The organism is Acinetobacter pullicarnis (genome assembly GCF_006352475.1).
Taxonomy (GTDB): Bacteria; Pseudomonadota; Gammaproteobacteria; order Pseudomonadales; family Moraxellaceae; genus Acinetobacter; species Acinetobacter pullicarnis.
Genome location: NZ_VCMZ01000001.1, coordinates 484,352 through 503,027 on the forward strand (window position 1 = coordinate 484,352; position 18,676 = coordinate 503,027).

Below are 18,676 nucleotides of genomic sequence, written 5' to 3' on the forward strand. Positions count from 1 at the left end.
CTGCACCTTCACTGAATATCCAGAGCCAATAATTTATTTCTTAACTGTAAAAACTCAGGCAAGGTTTCTAGCAATAAACTAATCTGTTTAAGTGCCAATAATAAATCATCGGATAACGCCTCTTGCGCACTGAGTTGCTGAATTTCTGCTAATTTAAATTCAATTTGCGGCAAGTCTAAAGCCCGTTGTTCTAATAACACCGCATGCAATAACTGCTGGCACCACTGCATTAAATTGAGTAATTGCGGATCTTGTACTTGCACACGATGGCTGCCGAGTGCCGAAATATAACTGAGTTGACTGTGGCTATAAACCAGATAGCGAAATGCCGTTTGAATTAAATCGGGATTGGGATTGGGTTCAGTACTTAAACTGGAAATCATGCTCGATAATTCAGTTTGTGTATTGTGGGCAGAGCGCCGTGCTTGGCGATAGGTCACGCTGTTATCTCTCCCCGTTTGGTATTGGGCGATGACCAGATCAAAATAATCCAAACTGCTGTGCAGACTCTTTTTAATATGCTTAGAAATATTACGAAAGTTCCAGTCTGGCCAAATCACACTCACCGCAAACCATGCAATTAAACAGCCGAGTAAGGTATCGATAATCCGTGGCAAAATCACGCTATAACCGGCACCTTTTAAATTGAAAATCAGTAATACCATTAAGGTTGCCATGAGGGTGGCCATGGCATATTTTTTTGAGCGCAAATAGAAAAAAGCAACGCCAAAGACAATGGTCAATACGAGTTGTCCCTCAATACTGGGAACAAAATACAAAATCGGAATGCCCAGTAATACCCCCAACACTGTACCCAAGGTACGTCGTTTTAAACGGCTTTTAGTGGCGAAGTAGCTGATCTGACAAACAAATAAACTGGTGAGTAAGATCCAATAACCATGTTGTGCAAAAGGCAGCAGCGAAATAGCATAACCAACCGCAAAGACAAAACCAATGCGTACTGCATGACGAAATAGCGCAGATTGCGGGCTTAAATGCGGTTTGAGTTTAAGCCATAAATCCGTTGCGCCATGGATATCATCATCCAATAGATTTAGGTCATCCAGTTGCGTTGAATACTGTGCGGCATAATGTTGCTGCTGCCCCACGCGACTGAATTGTTCATCAATGTTGCTTAAGTTTTTTAAAATTAGCAGCAGATTTTTGACTTCTAAATTGGCTGGGTTGCGTGCGATCCAATCATGAATTGAAAGCTCAAGTTGTGCTAAAGCATAGGCTTGATCGGAATCGATATGATAAGGGCGCTGCTGCACAATACAGTCAGCAAGCTGATTACAGGCCTTGGCCTTTAAACCTAAATTCTTTTGAATGCGATAAATTAAATCACTACGACTAAATTGCCGATGTAGTTGTTCATAATGTAAATAGTTCGATGCGGCTTGCTCATGTAAGTCTTGGGCAAGGAAGTACAGGTTTAAATATTCAATGGTATCTTGATTGGCGCGTGAGGCTTTGAGCCGCGTCAGCAAGCTACGTTTGCTATTATTTAAGCTGATGACCACCTGACTATTTTGTAGCGATAAGGCATAAAGCAATTGTTCAATATTATGGCTATTGTCGGGATCAAATAAGCGAGCCTTGGTTTTAAACAGTTCGGCAATCTGTGTAAAGCTTTGCGCCAGATTGTCTTGTACCGCTTGGGTGGGTTTGAGTAAATAAAAAATAATCGCCGTCAGGCCATACCACAGCGTGCCCATCACAAAATAACTGGGTTGTGTATACCAAGTGGCGTACTCACCTAAGCCAAACATGGTGTAAATCGACAGTAACACCGTACCAAATGAAATGCTGGCATAGCGTTGCCCAAGGGCGCCCATCAGCATAAAAGCAGCACTTGATAGCGATAAATATAAGATAAATAAAATTTTATGCGGGTAGAGAAAATCTAAGATACTGCTAACTGTAAAGAATAAGATGCAGACATAGCCCAAATTACGCAGTCGGATACTGAGTCGATCATCAGAGTCAGTCAGCGCTGTGGCAATGGCTCCAAGTGTGACGGGTACAATCAAATTTTCATGACCACTGAAGAATAATCCTAAGGTGGTTCCACTCAAAACAATGCACATTTGGCAGCAGTAAATCAGCACTGAATTTGATTTAACGTTTTGAAAGTATCCGAAGAAGTTATTCACAGTGGTTTCTCGGTTTTCAATGCGATAGCAGTAGACTGGTCGGATTCGATTTTACAGTCAACTGATTTTTGATGGGGAGATGAGGTTCTTATGGGTTTGAACGGTGAAAAATTGAGTGCATTATTTTGCGTGATGCAATTGTGGATATCCATCGAGATATCCACAACTGGCGCTTTAAAATCAACAGGAGCCGTTAAATTATTGAATCACACCACAAGCAATACGATCACCGCCACCACCCAGTGGTTTTGGATAATCTGAATAGTTGTCACCACCAGCATGTACCATGATAGAACGGCCTTGTATGTCCGCGAGTTTTAGCCGTGGCGCAATCACAGTGGTACGTGCATTGCCATTCCCATCAACATTTAAGACCGGTAAGTCACCAAGGTGTCCGTCATTGGGCGTGCCGTGTTTAGCAACATTGTTGGGGTTGAAGTGACCACCAGCAGCCAAAGCAGCGCCCATTTTTCCGTCTTTTTCAGCAGGTGCACATGAAGCATGCTCATGGATATGAAAGCCATGAAAGCCAGAAGGAAGATGGCTGAGTTTAGTTTGTATGGTCAGCCCTTGAGGGCTATCAAATAGCGTCACTTCGCCAATATTTTGACCAATGCCTTGTGCTGTTACGGCATTTAAGTTCACAGTCTGTTTGGGTGTTTGTGGTGGTTTTTTAGCGAAAGCGGTACTGCATCCAATTGCGCTAAAAAACAGGGTTGCAACCAATGTAGTTATTTTAAAAGCTTGAGTCGACATGCGAAACTTCCTAAATTTATTATGCAGATCAATCAATTAAAGCAAAGCTAAGAATGGGGTACAAGCTTAACTTGCACTACTTTGTATGGTTTTTATTAACGCCCAATGACTCAGTAGAGTGGTGGGGATTGATCGTCAATATCATGTGCCATTGTTGCATCGGGCAATAACGTTGCTTCAGGACTTTCATGTAGCCATTCACGCCAGATTGCCAAGAGAACGGCCAACAGCACGGGACCAATAAACAAACCAACCAAACCAAAACTGGCAATTCCACCCAGTACACCAAACATAATCAGAATAAATGGAATCTGGGTCGCACCTGAAATAACCAAGGGACGAATTACATTGTCTGAGGTACTGACGATACAGATGCCCCAAACCATTACACCAATAGATTCAAGTGTTTGTCCTTGAGAAAATAGCCAGAGAGACACCGCGCCATAAGCGAAAGGTGTGCCAAATGGAATTAAAGCAAAGATAAAGGTAATCAGGGTGAGTACCATTGGGTTGGGAACCCCTGCAACAAAATAGCTTAATCCAGCCAACAGGGCTTGAGCGACTGCAGTGAGACCAACGCCATAAACCACCGCACGTGTGGTGTCTGAAATGGTATCTAAATAGTGATGTACGCGCGGACCAACAATTTTTTCGAGGGCTTTACTGACTTGGTGCAGAATGACTTTTCCATCACGATAGAAAAAGAATAAAGTCATGATTACAAAGCCAAGTTTGACCAGATTGCGACTGATTTCACTGGCCACGACTTTACCGTAGCTTAAATTGGCTTGAATCCAGGTATTCATAGTTTGGGTTAAGCTGCTTGGGTTGGCATTGATTTCTTGCACAATACGCGCGATTTCTGGGCCAATCATGGGGAGGTTTAAGATAAAGTCGGGAATAGAGATATGACCTGAAATTAATTGACTATGTAAGTCGACATATAGATTTCGGCCTTCTTGTTGTAATAAAAAAACAGCAAAGATTAAGGGCAACCCGATCACTAAGGTCACCAAGCACATCATAATCGCGGCACCCAAACTACGACGATGTTCACCACAGCGCGCTTGAATATATTTATAAATGGGCCAGGTCATATACGTAATAATACTGGCCCAAAGAACGGGCACAATAAAATACTTGAGAACGTCATAGCCTAAAAAAATCAGAATCAAGCATAGGCAAAATAACAATACACGTTGTAAGGATGGATTTAATTCTTGCACTCAGTTCTCTTCTTTAAATTAAAGGATCATGGTGGTTATTCAGATTGAAACGGAATAACCCAAAGTTTTTTGATTATTTACGATCGCTGTTTAAGGATGCTCCAGCTGCTCATTAAACAACATGACTACGCAGCTTGTAGTGAATTTGGATATTAAAACCAATCACTTGGATCATCTATTAAAGCATCAAGTGCAGGTTGCCATTGTTGTTGAATCGCTAAAAAATTCTTTTGATTTTTATCAAAAACGCTGAGCCCTTGCATTGCCAAAGAACCATAAGCGGAGCGCTCGGAAATCCATCCCACCGGCTGTTGTTCAATTTTTTCAAAAAACTGCTGAATATCTTTGGAGCTGGCACTGTTGGCTCTGACGCGATTGGCAATTAAATGGATATCAACTTTACCTTTACGAATGCGTTTAATGTCATGAATGTGCTTTAAGAAGCGTCGGGTACTGTCGATATCAAAAAATGAGGGCTGTAATGGGGTCACAATGGCATGGCATTCACTGATCAGTTGCTCCGCATGCTCACCGGTTAGGGCACCTGGTGCATCAATAATCAGATAGTCTAGGTTTTTAGGAACATCCCCAATTGATTTTTCTTGGCGCCAATCTAGGCTCAGTATTGTTGGTGTTGAGTCTGGGCGTTGTTTTAACCACTGTAACGCCGATTTTTGATTATCGGCATCAGCGAGTGCGACAGTATAATTTTTATGTGCTAATGCTGACGCTAATGTGATCGCAGTGAGAGTTTTTCCGCAGCCGCCTTTCTGATTTGCAATAAGTATCGTCTTCATATTTTGTATTACATAAAGTCAATTAAGATTTGTTTCTAGCTTACCACCATTTTCCGTTGATTCATCGGGGCACGACAAAAGTTTGAGTGTTGTTTACACTGTGCTGAATTCTGTTGAGAGGGGGGAGGCGATGTCAATTTGGGTGGCAATGTTTATTGGTGCTTGTTTGGGCATGATTGTGGCCACATTTTTGTTATCAGGAAGTCGGAGTGCAAGAACAAAAGCTGAATATGAACAGTATATTGCAGAGTTAGAGTTGGAACATCAACAGGCCTTAGTCAATGCACAGCGTCGCAGTGTCAATACCAGTCGTGCGGTACTCAAAGGCAAAATGGCTGAGCAACTTGCCCCACTTTTACCACAGTTTCGATACTTGCCCAGTGATGCTAAATTTTTAGGTGACCCAGTTGATTATGTGGTCTTTGATGGATATACCGATTTTCGGGATGGGGATGGAACAGCTGAAGATATTGAAGTGGTTTTAATTGATATCAAAAGTGGTGGTGCACGCTTAAGCAAAGGTCAACAGGCGATTGCAGCGGCAGTTCAGGCTGGACGGGTGCGTTTTGAAACGGTTCACATTGATTTTAATGAAGAATAAAAATTGAATGCGATTAAACAGAATCATGACAAATCAATCACGAATCTAAACGGTATCGTTAGCGGAGATGGATTTTAATCTCTCATTCTGTACATAAGCTTGATACTTCAAGTGACATATGCAGGTATAGCAGCGTTTGAGCGTTTGAGCGTTTGAGCGTTTGAGCGTTTGAGCGTTTGAGTGTTTGAGTGTTTGAGCGTTAGCAGTGCAAGGTTGCACGAAACGATAGCGGCAAGTGGAATGACTGGCCTTGGTCGGGTAGGATGAAATCAGCGAAATTGTTGGGGGTGAGTATGTTAAGAAATATGGTTTATGCAGCACTAGTATGCAGTAGTGCATGGCAGGTTCAGGCAGCGAGCTTTGCGAAACAAGACCTACAACCGATCGCCAGTCGTCAAATCTCATTCGATCAATCTGCGAGCAATCAGTCTGCTGAATTTAATATTGCCAAAGGTTTAGCACCGACCTTAAAGTCTCAGCAAATGTCTGTACTTGAACCTTTTGCAGGAGAGTTCCGGATTTTAGGTTCAAAAGAATATCACCAAGATGAACAGGCAAAATTCTCACCGATTGATTATGCCGTGACCCGTGGAATGTTTACTGAGCCGGAAATCGCGCGGCAAATTTCGATCAATCAATATGATCGGTTTTTAAATTGGAAAATGGCGCGCCCACCGATCTCACCGCATCTTGCCACCCAATTGGTGAACAATATGCACATTATTCCAGGCAACCCAGAAATTGCTGAGCAAATCAAAAAAGTAAAACGGGGAGATTTGGTTCGCTTGCAAGGTGATCTGGTGCAAATTAATGATAAAGACTTGGTTTGGAAATCTGCACTTGATTGGAATGGCGTTGGTGATGGGGCTTGCCGCTTAATTCGGGTCGATTCCATTCAATGGATCGAACGACAAAATATCTAAGTCTCAGTGCGCTGAAATGCCCTTATATATCGGCTAAAAAAAAGCCCTCTCCCAAAGGAGAAGGCGGAGTAAAACGGTCTAGCATTTGTTATGTATCATTTTTTACGCATATTAATTTATCAGTATTCTGCAATGTTTTAAGTTTTTGTTTGTAATGATTTCCAATTATTTAACTGTGCTTGTGCACTTAAATAATCAGTACGATCTACCGTGTCACTCTCTAAGCGAATTGGATGCTCTGCAGTGGCATGGCTGACGGGCAGACTTTGCTGTGCTTGGCTTTCCCAGTATTGATAGAGCAGCCCTTGAATGTAGCGGCCTTGCTCTGTACGGAGATTCAGTGCTTTCAGCATATGTAATGCAGACTGCATATAATCACGTTGGCGCAGTACTGCGATATCGGTGCTTAGATTGCCTTGCTGCTGTAAGTTTTTTAAATCTGCCTCTACATCGGTACGCAGCAAATCGATTTTTTCATAAAAGGTCTCCAGCACTGCAATGTCATGTGCATCATCTTTGCTTGCTGCAAAAGTCCGAAGCGTGAGTGTCTGCTGCTCAGGCATATGCGCGGATGAGCTATGCGTCTCAGCAGTAGATGCCGATTGATTCTGATCAGATTTTGGCGTGCAGGCACTAAATAGTCCGATACTCACACAAACGATTAGCAGCTTATTTAATTTTAGGAACGTCATTTAGTTACTCCATCTCGGACGCTGGTTTATTGCTTTTGATAGTGATAGGCATAGGTCTTATAGGGGAATCCAATCTGATCTTGGGGCGATTTCCCCGTTTCTTGTTGCACAATCTGTTCAAATTTATTTTTCAATTCAAGCTGTTGCGCGGTAGGCATTGCTGCAATAAAACTGGTAGAGAGCAGTCGCTTACTGACCACATCCTCAACACGACCATATTGTATTTGCTCAAATACTTGTACATCAATTCGCTCAAATAAAGCTTGTTGTTGAAACACATGTTCCCATGCACCGCTATGATAGCGCGGGGTGTCGGCTTCATATTCGGCCAGTAGATCCGCCAAGGTTTTAACCCAGCCGACTTGCTCATCCCGTTGATTCCACACCAAGCCCAATGCCCCTTGAGGTTTTAGAATCTGATGAATAGATTGTAGGCTTTCAATATCTGCAAACCAATGAAATGCTTGGGCACAAATCACAGCATCAATACTTTTCGGGCTGAGGGGGATTTGATGACTAGCAGCCTGTATGGTTTTGATGTGCGGATGCTGCAATTTCAATTGTTGTAGCATTGCTGTCACGGGCTCAACGGCAATAACATTGGGGCTGACTTGGGTTAAATAATCAATAAACTTACCTGTGCCTGCACCCAAATCAACCAGACTGGCGGTGTGATTTAAGTGCAAACTTTGCTGTAACCACGTGACAATCTCTTGTGGATAGTTAGGGCGAACTTGTTGATATAACTCGGCTGCTGAACTGAAGCCGCTTTGTGCCGTCTGATGAACTGAATCCGTCATGGATATTGCCTCTATCGTATTTGTTTTAATGGACTGTTTGACTCAATTGTTTTTACACACCTTTTTAATCAGCTTGTGGTGATGAACAACGTTCTGTTAAAAGTTGGCTATGCCGCTCAGCTCTACGCTAACCGACTTTGCTGAAAACACAAAATTTGGCTGCAACATAACGATATTTAAAGTCGGTAAGATGAATGGGTTTAATCCAGTGCAGCGTAAACCTTGTGGATCAGCTCAAGTATAAAGACCAGAGCGCAGGAGGATTGTTTGCAGCCGAATCGAAGGCGGTCTTGAAGATTCGACGTTATCTAAGTCGTGATTGTGGTGTCGAGAACAAGAGCTTGAATTGGATGGGCGATTGGGGCAGGTATTTGATTAATGTGCTGACCGAGTGAGGCGATGTGGAATGGGGCTGAAATGGCTGTGGCTGTACCGCGCTGAGTTGGATTCATACAAAAAAGCGGATTTGCCTTTGGTTTTCTGACAATGTGGAAGATAATGTGCTTTTTTATCTGCTTGGCATGGCTAAAATAGACCTCTTGGCTTTAAGTTGCGGTGTTTATGTATCATTCAAAGCAAATAAGGATTGTCATTAACCTTTTTCGGTGTTGCCATGGATAAGCAAATTATTTTTGAAGATGATCATATCAGAGCAATTTATTTAAAAGGTACTTCGAAGACCTTGGTGATTTCTTTTGGTGATTTAATTACGCGTGCCAAAGGGACGCTGATTAATGCTGAAAAATCATTAATTAAATATGACTATGCTGTGATTGGCATAATGCCTAAACAGAAATCCTGGTTTCCTGCTGACAGTATGCAGGCTTTAATGTTAGAACTTGCTCCAATTTTACAGCAGTTTCAACGTATTGTTGGATATGGCGGTTCAATGGGCGGTTATGCCGCAATTAAGTATTCGAAATTACTTGGCCTCAAGCGTGTTGTTGCGATGGTGCCTCAGTATTCGATTGATCCAGAAGAAGTTGAAGATCGCCGTTATAGCGATTTTTATGATATTGATTTGCATGCTGATATGCGGATTCAAACGCAAGACTTAGCAAGCGATTGCGAATATATCATTATTTATGATCCTTATTTTGATCATGACCGTGAGCACTATTTAAAAATACAAGCCGTCATCCCAGCCTCAGCATTACATACGCTGCATTTGCCTTATACCGGGCACGATGTGATTGCAGTATTGGCGAGTTCTGCGTTATTGCATGATTTTATTGAACGTGAATTTGAACCGACGTATTTTTACAAGCAAATGCGTGAGGTGAAAAAGAACAGCAAGTTTTATTATCGCAGTGTGATTGCGCGCTTACTTGGCGGTCACAATGAGGCCTTGGGCAAGATTTTAAAAGGTCGTGATTTGCAACTGGATAATCAGTTTTTTGATAGCCATTTAAAACAGACGATTACGCGCATTCTGCTGAGCAATAAACGTGTCGATGAACAAGACTTACAAAAGCTTGGCATTCAAGTCAATTTATCGCTTGAGAAAAAAACCCAACTGCATGATGATTTGGGACAGGTATTGGTTTTTAACATTATCACCCAAAAAATAGAAAGCTATCCACAAGATGTTATTGATATTAATGGTAAATATATTATTCCATTACAAGTCAAACAAACTGGACTGGCGCAGGTTGAAGTCAATAATGAGCGTTATTTTATTGCGATGAATGAAAGGCGTGTGATTAAGTTATTTAAGCTCAATGCACCTCTAAGCCTAGATATGACGCCAATTATTATTAAGGTCTATAGTGAATTCTGTGCAATAACCTATAAGCAATTGAATATGCGTAGTGACGAAGGTCAGTGCTACTTTGATAGCGAAGATATCATTGAGCAGACTAAATTCTGGATTCAATAATCTGAACGTCGAGATACAGGAGTAAGGCATGAAAGCTGTATTTTTAGACCATGCGTCTTTGGACCAAAATGATTTAGATTTCAATGCATTAGCAGTACTTTTTACTGAGCTGAAATATTATTCAGCCAGTACTTCTGAACAAAGCTTAGCGCGTATTGCAGATGCTGATGTCGTCATCACCAATAAGGTGGTGATTGACCGTGAAATGCTACTGCATTGTCCACAGTTAAAGCTGATTTTGATCTCTGCAACAGGTACCAATAACGTTGATCTGCAGCAAGCAAAACTGCAAGGCATTGTGGTATCCAACTGTCAAGGCTACGGCACGGCTGCAGTTGCACAGCATACCTTTGCACTGATGTTGGCCTTGGCGACTTCCTTACTTAAATATGATCGTGCAGTTCGCGATGGATATTGGTCAACCTCGACGCAGTTTTGCTTGCTCGATTTCCCAATTGTAGAGTTGGCCAATAAAACGCTTGGTATTGTGGGCTATGGCGAACTCGGCCAAGCCGTTGCAGCCATTGCCAAAGCTTTTGGGATGAATGTTTTGGTCGCAGCCTTACCACATCGTCCGCACAGCGCTGACCGTGTAGCTTTGGCTGAATTGTTACCGCAAGTGGATTTTCTCACATTACATTGCCCGTTGACGGAACAAACGCGTGATTTGATTGATACACCAGCCTTTACCGCCATGAAAACCAGCGCTTTTTTAATCAACTGTGCGCGTGGTGGTATCGTCAATGAAGCGGCTTTGGTGACGGCATTAACCCAAGGCCAGATTGCGGGTGCGGCAATTGATGTACTCAGTATTGAACCCCCACCAGCCAATCATATTTTATTGTCAGGCGATGTGCCAAATCTGATTATTACCCCACATAGTGCATGGGGCAGCGTCGATGCCAGACAGCGTATCGTGAATCAAATGGTTGAAAATATGCAAGCATTTAGCCAAGGCAAAGCACTTCGTCAAGTGAACTGAAATCAGTTATTCCGATCCTAACCCCTTTAACCGCAGCCGAAACAGCGAATTCCCGTTTTAAAGAAAAAAGACTTTATTGGGAACAACTTCTGCTGTCTTGGGCGGTGTTGGTAAGCGGGGTGCTGCTGGCATCGTACTTCCTGCTGGTGAAGCCTCGGTTGTCGCACTCGCAGGTTGCTGTGTTTCAGCATTTGACTTGGCTGGAATGTTGGGTGTTATCGGTGGTTGTACAATCGCAGCGGGTGCAACAGGATTAGGTTTGGGCGCTGGCGTATTATTTGAAGACTGATTGAGTGGCTTTTGTTCGATTGGTACATTTTGTGCTTCACCGCCTGTCACAGCATCCCAAGCCTGGTTCACTTTGGGTTTAATTTTGGCAAGACCCGTTTCAGTTGCATCCTCCACTTTCTCTGCAGTATGTTGAACTTTTTCCTGGGTTTTATGCGCTAAAACTTTAAAGATATTCGGATTATCACCATAGGCTGGTGGGGCTTTTACCGTTGTTGCTGGTGTTTCCGCTGTTGCTGGTGTTATTGGCTTCACTTCGGGTGATACCGCAAAGCACAGTGCACTTGAACCGAATACTGCTGCAATAAACGTGTTTTTTATCCAACGCATAAATATTTACCTAAAAAATAGAATAAGGTGACATACAGCATATATTCAACGGTATCTTTTAAATAAGTCATATTTTGAAATATCGATTAAATCACATTGTAAATTAAATAAATCGTTGCTTAATTTTGAAGATAAATATAATACCTATAAAAGTGAATGTTTAGTATAAAAAATATAAAAAACAATAAATTAAGCAACAATAAGAAACTGTTTAAAAAGAATTAAATATCTCATGATCAAGTTTCACTTAAAGTGAGGTGCGCAAAGTGAAATATCTAAGAATTTCAACTTTAGTATTGCTGATGGGTACATCTGCGCTTTATGCAGAAACCATACAAATTAATGGTTATATTTCTGAATTTAGTTGTTCTGCAGACGATACTGATAATAACTGCATAGATTTACATCGATTAGTTTCTGATAATAATGATCAGAATAAAACAATAAGTAATACAAGAAGCTTAATCAAACAACCTGAAAGTAAATTTTATTCTATTTCAATTGCAGAACTAGAAGATAATAAAGCTGCAGTTATTTTAGCTGATTATATTTAGTTCCTAACCTAACAATAAATACTCTCATTTTATATTAAATATTATAAAAATGACTTGCTCAGAATACACACTACAATGATGTGGAAGAGCATAGGTCGTTAATATTAAGCTATTTTTTATGTTTCAGTATTTCATAAAGCGCACCAAATAACTGTGGATATTGAAACTGATAGCCCTCAGTTTCGAGCGCCTTGGCATGCACAAATTGGCCATTTAAAATCAATTGGGATTGTTCACCTAATAGCAGTTTTAACAGCCAAGCGGGTAATTCCATCCTTGGCTTACGTTTAAGCAGTTGTGCCGCAAGCTGTGCAAAGTCCTGTTGAGTATTTTGGCTCGGGGCGACCAGATTATAAATTTTCTGGGTACTTTCACTGTGCATGAGCAATTCAATTGCACCCAAAACATCTTGAATATGTACCCAGACCAATGGCTGTAGACCATGACTGATGCGACCAAACAGATTCATTTTAATCGGAATAAGCATCTGTTTTAAAATACCGCCATCTGCAGCCAAGACCACACCCATGCGAATAATTTTGGTTTTTTGCTTGCTAAAACTTAAGGCGGAAAGCTCCCAATATTGACAGAGTTCAGACATAAAAATGGCTTGGCCTTTAGATTGCTCATCGCAGGAGGCTTGCCACTGTTCTGTGGTATCAATGCCGTAATAACCAACAGCAGAACCCGAAATAATTCGTTTGGGATAAATTTTATGTTGCTCTAAATAAAGATAGAGTGCATGCGTGGCATCAATACGGCTATCGAGCAATTGCTGTTTACGGCATTTGGTCCAACGTTTTTGAGCAATATTCTCACCAGCAAGGTTAATTACATAATCGATTTGTAAGGGTTCTAATTGATGTAGGTGTTGAATCCAAACGAGATTTTTATGCTGAAATGGTGGGTTTGTACGGCGAGTTAGCCCAATGACCCAATAATGCCGTGCTAATAAATATTGAATTAAATGTGAACCAATAAAGCCTGTTGCTCCTGTGATCAATACCGTATTTTGCTTCATTTGCACTGCTCATCCTTGTTTCCTCTATCTATAGCGGTCAATAGAATGGAATGCAATGATCAAAAAACACACTGTATCAGGTGGTATAAAATGCTGCGCAAATTGGTTTTTTAGACTGGAGTAAGGAATGAAATATTTAACCTAGCATCAACTTTTTAGATCAACCCATTACACTTTATTTGACCATTTAATTGGATCGGCTGAAGTTAAAACTTAAAAAATAATTATAGCCATTCAAAGTAATCATCCCTACATTCCAGCTTAGCAATGCGGGGACAAGCATGTGAAGCGCTTAACTGCATTTAGCCAGATTTGATTTTTTAAAGTTTTTTTGTAGAATTTTAAAATTCTGTTGCTGTACAGCATTGTGAACATCAAAAACATTTTGGAATTGTTCAGTGTCAGCATGAATGCGAGTATAGGCAGAAAGCAGTTGATCACCTTTGAAAATCCAATATTCGGTAGCTTGCCCCATTTCAAAATTTCCAGTGAACTCAATAACGCAATTGTCTTTTTGCTGAATGAGGCGTGCTTGATTATTTTTGGTGTTGGGTTCTGCTTGAATGTTTTTATGTTGTTCCAGTACGACTGGCGTATTGGAATGGATGGTCGTCGTGGTACATGCGGTCAGGCTAAGACCCGTTAAGATGCTGGCCAAGCATATTTTATTAAATCTCATTTTATTTCTATCGTGTTGGGGATCGTTTAGCTTAGCGGTTATTGGAAAATATTTAAACCGAGCGATTTTATTAAAAATCGAAAAAGCACAAGATGCCAAGGAAAATAGTCGCAAGCAGTCAATAATCCTTTCAATATATTTCAGCAATCGTCAATACTGAAAAATATAGTGAACCGAAAAAGAACAGCACACAGCGCCAAATTGAGCTGGATGATTTAAGAAAAACCCCGCTGATTGAGAGCGGGGTTGATTGTTTATTGAAGGCTTTGCGCTTTCGCGAGTGAGGATTAATGCTGTAACACAGAAATATCCGCAACGCTGGTAAATAAACCACGCAGCTGCGCCAATAAACGTAGGCGGTTGGCTTTGAGTTCAGCATCGTCTGCCATGACCATAACATTGTCAAAGAAGGCATCAATCGGTGCGCGTAATGCTGCTAACTTAGACAATGCTGCGGTGTAATCTTTGGCTGCCAAGAGTGGCTGTACCACAGGCTCAAGTGCTTGTAGCTCGCTATAGAGCGCTTTTTCAGTGGCTTCAACCAATGCCGTTTCAACTACTGCACCAGTCGGGGCTGCTTCTTTGGCTAAGATATTGGCAACACGTTTGTTGGCTGCTGCTAAAGCTGCTGCTTCTGGCAGGTTACGGAAATGATTCACTGCATTAACACGTTTATCAAAATCGAGCGGTGAATTCGGAGACATGGCTTGCACCGCTTGAATCACATCGACTGCAACGCCTTGGTCTTCATATTTGGCACGATAACGACCTTGTAGGAAGGCACTGGCATCATTTTTAGTTTTGCTTGGATCTTGGATCACACTGCCATAAGCGTCGAGTGCAAGATCGATCAATTGATCAATCGTGACCTCTAAATTATTTTCAGTGATCAGACGCAAAATACCAATGGCAGAACGACGTAATGCAAATGGGTCTTTAGAACCTGTCGGTGCTTGACCAATCCCGAAAATACCCACCAAGGTATCTAGGCGATCTGCCAGTGCCAATGTGGTTCCCGTTTTGGTTGCTGGTAGCACATCACCCGCAAATTTAGGTAAATACTGCTCACCTAATGCTTGGGCAACTTCATTGTTTTCACCCTCAATACGGGCGTAATAAGTACCTGCAATGCCTTGAAGTTCAGGGAACTCACCGACCAATTCAGAAGTCAGGTCACATTTTGCAAGAAGTGCTGCTTTTTCAGCATCCGCAGGATTTGCACCTGAAATTGGGCTGATGGCTGCAGCCAATTTCGCAATACGCGTTGATTTGTCCCACAAAGTACCCAATTGTGCTTGGAACACCATATTGGCAAGCTTATCTTGACGACTGGCCAATGGTTGTTTTTGATCTTGCAAGAAGAAGAATTCTGCATCCGACAAACGAGGACGTACAACTTTTTCATTGCCTTCAATAATTTGAATTGGATCTTTAGATTCAATATTGGAAACAGTAATAAAATAAGGCTGTAGTTTGTTGTTGCCATCAACCAAACAGAAATATTTTTGGTTGTCTTGCATGGTAGTGATCAGGGCTTCTTGTGGTACCGCAAGGAAGCGTTCTTCAAAACTGGCACGTAAAGCCACTGGCCATTCAACCAATGCTGTCACTTCATCACGTAAGTCGTCTGGCACAATTGCAATCGCATTGACTTCGTCAGCCAAGGCTTTAACTTGACCGTCGATGATCTGTTGACGTTCTTCAAAATCTGCGATGACTTTGGCTTGGCGCAATGCAGCTAAATAATCATTTGGGTGTTTTAAACTGATTGCTTCAGGTGCATGGAAACGATGGCCATAGGTCAGATTGCCCGTTGCGTGATCTTGGATGTTGGCTTCGATGACCTGATCATCTTTGAGCAACAATACCCATTTGACTGGGCGAACAAATTCGGTACGACTTGCCGCAGAACGCATGCGTTTTGCAATTGGTAAGTTGTCCAATGCGGTTTGCAAAATTTGCGGTAAAAGTACATCAAGGCTTTGACCTTTAACGTCTTTTAAATAGCAGACTTTTTCTACTTTACCGGCTTGGAACGTTGAAACTTGATCAGCTGTAATGCCTTGACCACGCATAAAGCCATCAAGCGCTTTGGTCGGCTTGCCTTCGCTGTCATAGGCCGCTTGTAGGGCAGGGCCATCAAAACGTTTTTGGGTATCTGCTTGTGCACCATCAACATCTACAATTTTAAGGGCAAGACGACGCGGGGCGGCATACGCTTCGATTGCAGCAAAAGCGAGACCTGCGTCGTTTAAGCCTTTGCTGGTTTCTGCTTTTAGCGCATCACGTAATTTTTTTAAGCTTTTCGGTGGGAGTTCTTCACAACCGAGTTCGAATAAAACGGTATGTTGGCTCATGCTTTATTCTCCGCTGAATTGGCCTGTGCTTTGGCAGTTTCGCTGTCTGCGAGGGCTTTCATCTGTGCCAAAACTTCATCACGTAAATGCGGTTCAGCCATTGGGAAGCCGAGTTCAGCACGGGCTTGCACATAGCTTTGTGCAATGGCACGTGCCAAGGTACGCACACGTAAAATATAACGTTGACGCTCCGTCACTGAAATTGCACCACGCGCATCAAGCAAGTTAAAGCTATGCGACGCTTTGATCACTTGTTCATAGGCTGGCAATGGCAGTTTGGCTTCCATTAAGCGATTGGCTTCAACTTCATAGAAATCGAAGAGTTTGAATAGTTCTGCAATCGGCGCATATTCAAAGTTATAGGTAGATTGTTCCACTTCATTTTGATGGAACACATCACCATAGGTCACGGTACCGAATTGGCCTTTGGTCCATACCAAGTCATAAACTGAATCAACACCTTGTAAATACATGGCCAGACGTTCTAGACCATAGGTGATTTCGCCTGTCACGGGATAGCATTCAACTCCACCCACTTGCTGGAAGTAAGTAAATTGTGTCACCTCCATTCCATTTAACCAGACTTCCCAACCGAGGCCCCAAGCGCCAAGTGTTGGAGATTCCCAGTTGTCTTCGACAAAGCGAACATCATGTACCAAGGTGTCAATACCAATGGCTTTGAGCGAGTCTAAGTACAATTGTTGGATGTTGTCTGGGTTCGGTTTAAGCACGACTTGGAATTGGTAGTAGTGCTGTAGGCGGTTTGGATTTTCGCCATAACGACCGTCATTCGGGCGACGTGATGGTTGCACATAAGCCGCATTCCATGTTTCTGGCCCAAGCGCACGTAGAAAGGTTGCAGTGTGAAAGGTTCCTGCACCCATTTCCATGTCATAGGGTTGTAAAACGACGCAGCCTTGTTCAGCCCAGTAGTTTTGTAAGGCCATAATGAGGCCTTGAAAAGTATCGATATGCGATATGGCGCGACTCATGGTGCATCCATTTAAAATTAGCGAAAAATTGCGTTCAAGTATAAGGATTTTGCGGTTGGGTGGCAAAGGTTAAAAAAGCCCCACAGCATGCTGTGAGGCTTTTTTGGTTGAAATTAATGCGCAATCTTGAGCAAGATTGGACTAATTTGACCTTAGACGTCGTTTATTTATTGCATCTATCTAGATGAAGAACCAATAGACGAAGGTTGATATAATGAAAATACATAGAATATTCAGTAACATACCAACCTTAACCATTTCAGATTGGCGAATCAGACCAGTACCAAACACAATCGCATTCGGTGGTGTCGCAACCGGCAGCATAAAGGCACAAGATGCACCGATCCCAATGACGATGACTAAGATTTCTTTTGGCATCCCCATTTGATCTGCAATTGCAGCAAAAACAGGAACCAACAGGGCTGCTGAAGCAGTGTTACTGGTAAATTCAGTTAAGAAAATAATAAATACAGTCACTGCAAAAATAATCAGAAATGGTGAAGTATCACCAAACGTATTGGCAAGGGTTTGTCCCAAGACCAAGGAACTGCCTGAATCTTTTAAGATGGCACTTAGGGTTAAACCACCACCAAATAAGAATAAAACGCCCCAGTCAGTATTGTCTGAAATCTGTTTCCAGCTAGCCGTTCCTAAAATCACCACCAAAGATGCGGCAGCGACAGCAACCCAGGTATCTGGCTGGCTAATGCCGAAAGCGTCAGTGAGGGAGCTACTGAAAATCCAAGCAACGGCTGTAGAAACAAACAGAATCATGGTTAATACACGCGCGCGATTCCATGGAATATCTTCTGTTTCAAAATGCACTTTGTGATTTAACTTTGGACGCAAGATGATATACAAACTCACCAGCATCGCTGGAAGTAGGATCAGCATCATCGGTAAACCGATTTTCATCCAATCGCTAAAATCATAGCCGAGTGCTTTGGCTGCAATGGCATTGGGCGGTGAACCGACTAAAGTTCCCAGCCCACCAATACTGGCAGAATAAGCAATCCCTAAAAGGATAAAGACAAAAGTATTACGTTCTTTTTTTGCATCTAAATGGGACAGAATACCGAGTGCTAGAGGCAACATCATCGCAGCAGTCGCGGTATTTGAGATCCACATGGACAAGACAGCGGTGACCAAGAAAATAGCCAAGACGGACACACCCAAATGCCCACCAGACATGGAGATAATCCACATTGCAATTTTGCGGTCGAGTTTTTGAATATGCAGCGCTGTAGCTAAGGCAAAACCACCAAAAAATAAAAAGATAATTGGATCAGCAAAAGTCGCAAATGCGGCTTTGGTGCTGATGGGTTTAAATTGTCCCGCGCTCTCAATCGGCATTGCCATTAAAACAGCAAGGATTGGAACCAATAATGCAGTAACGGTGATATGAATGGCTTCTGTAAGCCATAAGATACCAATGAATGCCAACAGTGCTAAGCCTTTATTGGCATTTTCTTCATAAGGCAGGAAGTTATACAGTGCATACGAAACAAGTGCCGCAACAACGATTAATATCCAACCTTTGACTATACCTTTCGGCATCATGTCGGAAGGAGACGCAGTATGCGTGTCTGTCATGAAAAACCCCAAGAGACAAAAATGCTGCCAATGTTACCGTTTTAGCCACG

General features: G+C 42.2%; 17 protein-coding genes and 1 pseudogene. 5 read left to right on the top strand and 13 right to left on the bottom strand.

The window, feature by feature from the left end; genetic code table 11:
* Window positions 1-8: 8 nt before the first annotated feature.
* From yccS to FD716_RS02090, 4 genes are all read right to left on the bottom strand, one after another.
* Complete coding sequence (gene yccS, locus FD716_RS02075) at window positions 9-2,156, bottom strand: YccS family putative transporter (RefSeq protein ID WP_139850715.1); 2,148 nt, start codon at window positions 2,154-2,156, stop codon at window positions 9-11.
* A 198-nt stretch (window positions 2,157-2,354) separates the two neighbouring features.
* Window positions 2,355-2,912: a superoxide dismutase family protein gene (gene sodC / locus FD716_RS02080; RefSeq protein ID WP_139850716.1), complete on the bottom strand. Its 558-nt coding sequence runs from the start codon at window positions 2,910-2,912 to the stop codon at window positions 2,355-2,357.
* Between the two features lie 110 nt (window positions 2,913-3,022).
* Complete coding sequence (locus tag FD716_RS02085) at window positions 3,023-4,138, bottom strand: AI-2E family transporter (RefSeq protein ID WP_139850717.1); 1,116 nt, start codon at window positions 4,136-4,138, stop codon at window positions 3,023-3,025.
* A gap of 152 nt (window positions 4,139-4,290) precedes the next feature.
* Window positions 4,291-4,935, bottom strand: a complete 645-nt coding sequence (locus FD716_RS02090) for a ParA family protein (protein WP_139850718.1) — start codon at window positions 4,933-4,935, stop codon at window positions 4,291-4,293.
* Window positions 4,936-5,065: 130 nt separating this feature from the next.
* On the opposite strand from FD716_RS02090, the gene FD716_RS02095 reads away from it, so the two are divergent.
* Window positions 5,066-5,536, top strand: a complete 471-nt coding sequence (locus FD716_RS02095; RefSeq protein WP_139850719.1) for a Holliday junction resolvase-like protein — start codon at window positions 5,066-5,068, stop codon at window positions 5,534-5,536.
* Between the two features lie 263 nt (window positions 5,537-5,799).
* Window positions 5,800-6,459, top strand: coding sequence for a hypothetical protein (locus FD716_RS02100; protein WP_407641861.1), 660 nt, complete (start codon window positions 5,800-5,802; stop codon window positions 6,457-6,459).
* A 275-nt stretch (window positions 6,460-6,734) separates the two neighbouring features.
* Here FD716_RS02100 and FD716_RS19360 read toward each other — a convergent pair.
* The 3 genes and pseudogenes from FD716_RS19360 to FD716_RS18800 form a co-directional block, all read right to left on the bottom strand.
* A pseudogene (locus FD716_RS19360) lies at window positions 6,735-6,830 on the bottom strand (hypothetical protein); the annotation flags it as partial.
* 347 nt (window positions 6,831-7,177) lie between these two features.
* Window positions 7,178-7,951, bottom strand: coding sequence for a class I SAM-dependent methyltransferase (locus tag FD716_RS02110; protein ID WP_139850721.1), 774 nt, complete (start codon window positions 7,949-7,951; stop codon window positions 7,178-7,180).
* A gap of 308 nt (window positions 7,952-8,259) precedes the next feature.
* Entirely contained in the window at window positions 8,260-8,403 is a 144-nt protein-coding gene (locus FD716_RS18800) for a hypothetical protein (protein ID WP_171476977.1), read from the bottom strand.
* Between the two features lie 161 nt (window positions 8,404-8,564).
* Here FD716_RS18800 and FD716_RS02115 point away from each other — a divergent pair, with 161 nt between their 5' ends.
* Entirely contained in the window at window positions 8,565-9,830 is a 1,266-nt protein-coding gene (locus FD716_RS02115) for a hypothetical protein (RefSeq protein WP_139850722.1), read from the top strand.
* A gap of 28 nt (window positions 9,831-9,858) precedes the next feature.
* Window positions 9,859-10,812, top strand: coding sequence for a 2-hydroxyacid dehydrogenase (locus FD716_RS02120; protein WP_139850723.1), 954 nt, complete (start codon window positions 9,859-9,861; stop codon window positions 10,810-10,812).
* Between the two features lie 57 nt (window positions 10,813-10,869).
* Here FD716_RS02120 and FD716_RS02125 read toward each other — a convergent pair whose 3' ends face one another.
* Entirely contained in the window at window positions 10,870-11,430 is a 561-nt protein-coding gene (locus FD716_RS02125) for a hypothetical protein (RefSeq protein WP_139850724.1), read from the bottom strand.
* 266 nt (window positions 11,431-11,696) lie between these two features.
* On the opposite strand from FD716_RS02125, the gene FD716_RS02130 reads away from it, so the two are divergent.
* The gene (locus tag FD716_RS02130) at window positions 11,697-11,984 is read left to right on the top strand and encodes a hypothetical protein (RefSeq protein WP_139850725.1); all 288 of its coding nucleotides are present in this window, start codon (window positions 11,697-11,699) and stop codon (window positions 11,982-11,984) included.
* Between the two features lie 109 nt (window positions 11,985-12,093).
* Here FD716_RS02130 and FD716_RS02135 read toward each other — a convergent pair whose 3' ends face one another.
* From FD716_RS02135 to FD716_RS02155, 5 genes are all read right to left on the bottom strand, one after another.
* Entirely contained in the window at window positions 12,094-13,005 is a 912-nt protein-coding gene (locus FD716_RS02135; protein ID WP_139853589.1) for a TIGR01777 family oxidoreductase, read from the bottom strand.
* Window positions 13,006-13,297: 292 nt separating this feature from the next.
* Complete coding sequence (locus FD716_RS02140; protein ID WP_139850726.1) at window positions 13,298-13,684, bottom strand: hypothetical protein; 387 nt, start codon at window positions 13,682-13,684, stop codon at window positions 13,298-13,300.
* A 287-nt stretch (window positions 13,685-13,971) separates the two neighbouring features.
* A complete protein-coding gene (gene glyS, locus FD716_RS02145; protein ID WP_139850727.1) occupies window positions 13,972-16,041 on the bottom strand; it encodes a glycine--tRNA ligase subunit beta in 2,070 nt (689 codons plus the stop codon).
* Window positions 16,038-17,033 (bottom strand): glycine--tRNA ligase subunit alpha, encoded by a 996-nt coding sequence (gene glyQ, locus FD716_RS02150; RefSeq protein ID WP_139850728.1) that lies wholly within the window; start codon window positions 17,031-17,033, stop codon window positions 16,038-16,040. Before glyQ ends, glyS begins: the two co-directional genes overlap by 4 nt.
* Before the next feature lie 180 nt (window positions 17,034-17,213).
* Window positions 17,214-18,626 carry an SLC13 family permease gene (locus FD716_RS02155; protein ID WP_139850729.1) on the bottom strand — a complete coding sequence of 471 codons (1,413 nt, stop codon included), beginning with the start codon at window positions 18,624-18,626 and terminating at the stop codon, window positions 17,214-17,216.
* Window positions 18,627-18,676 lie beyond the last annotated feature (50 nt).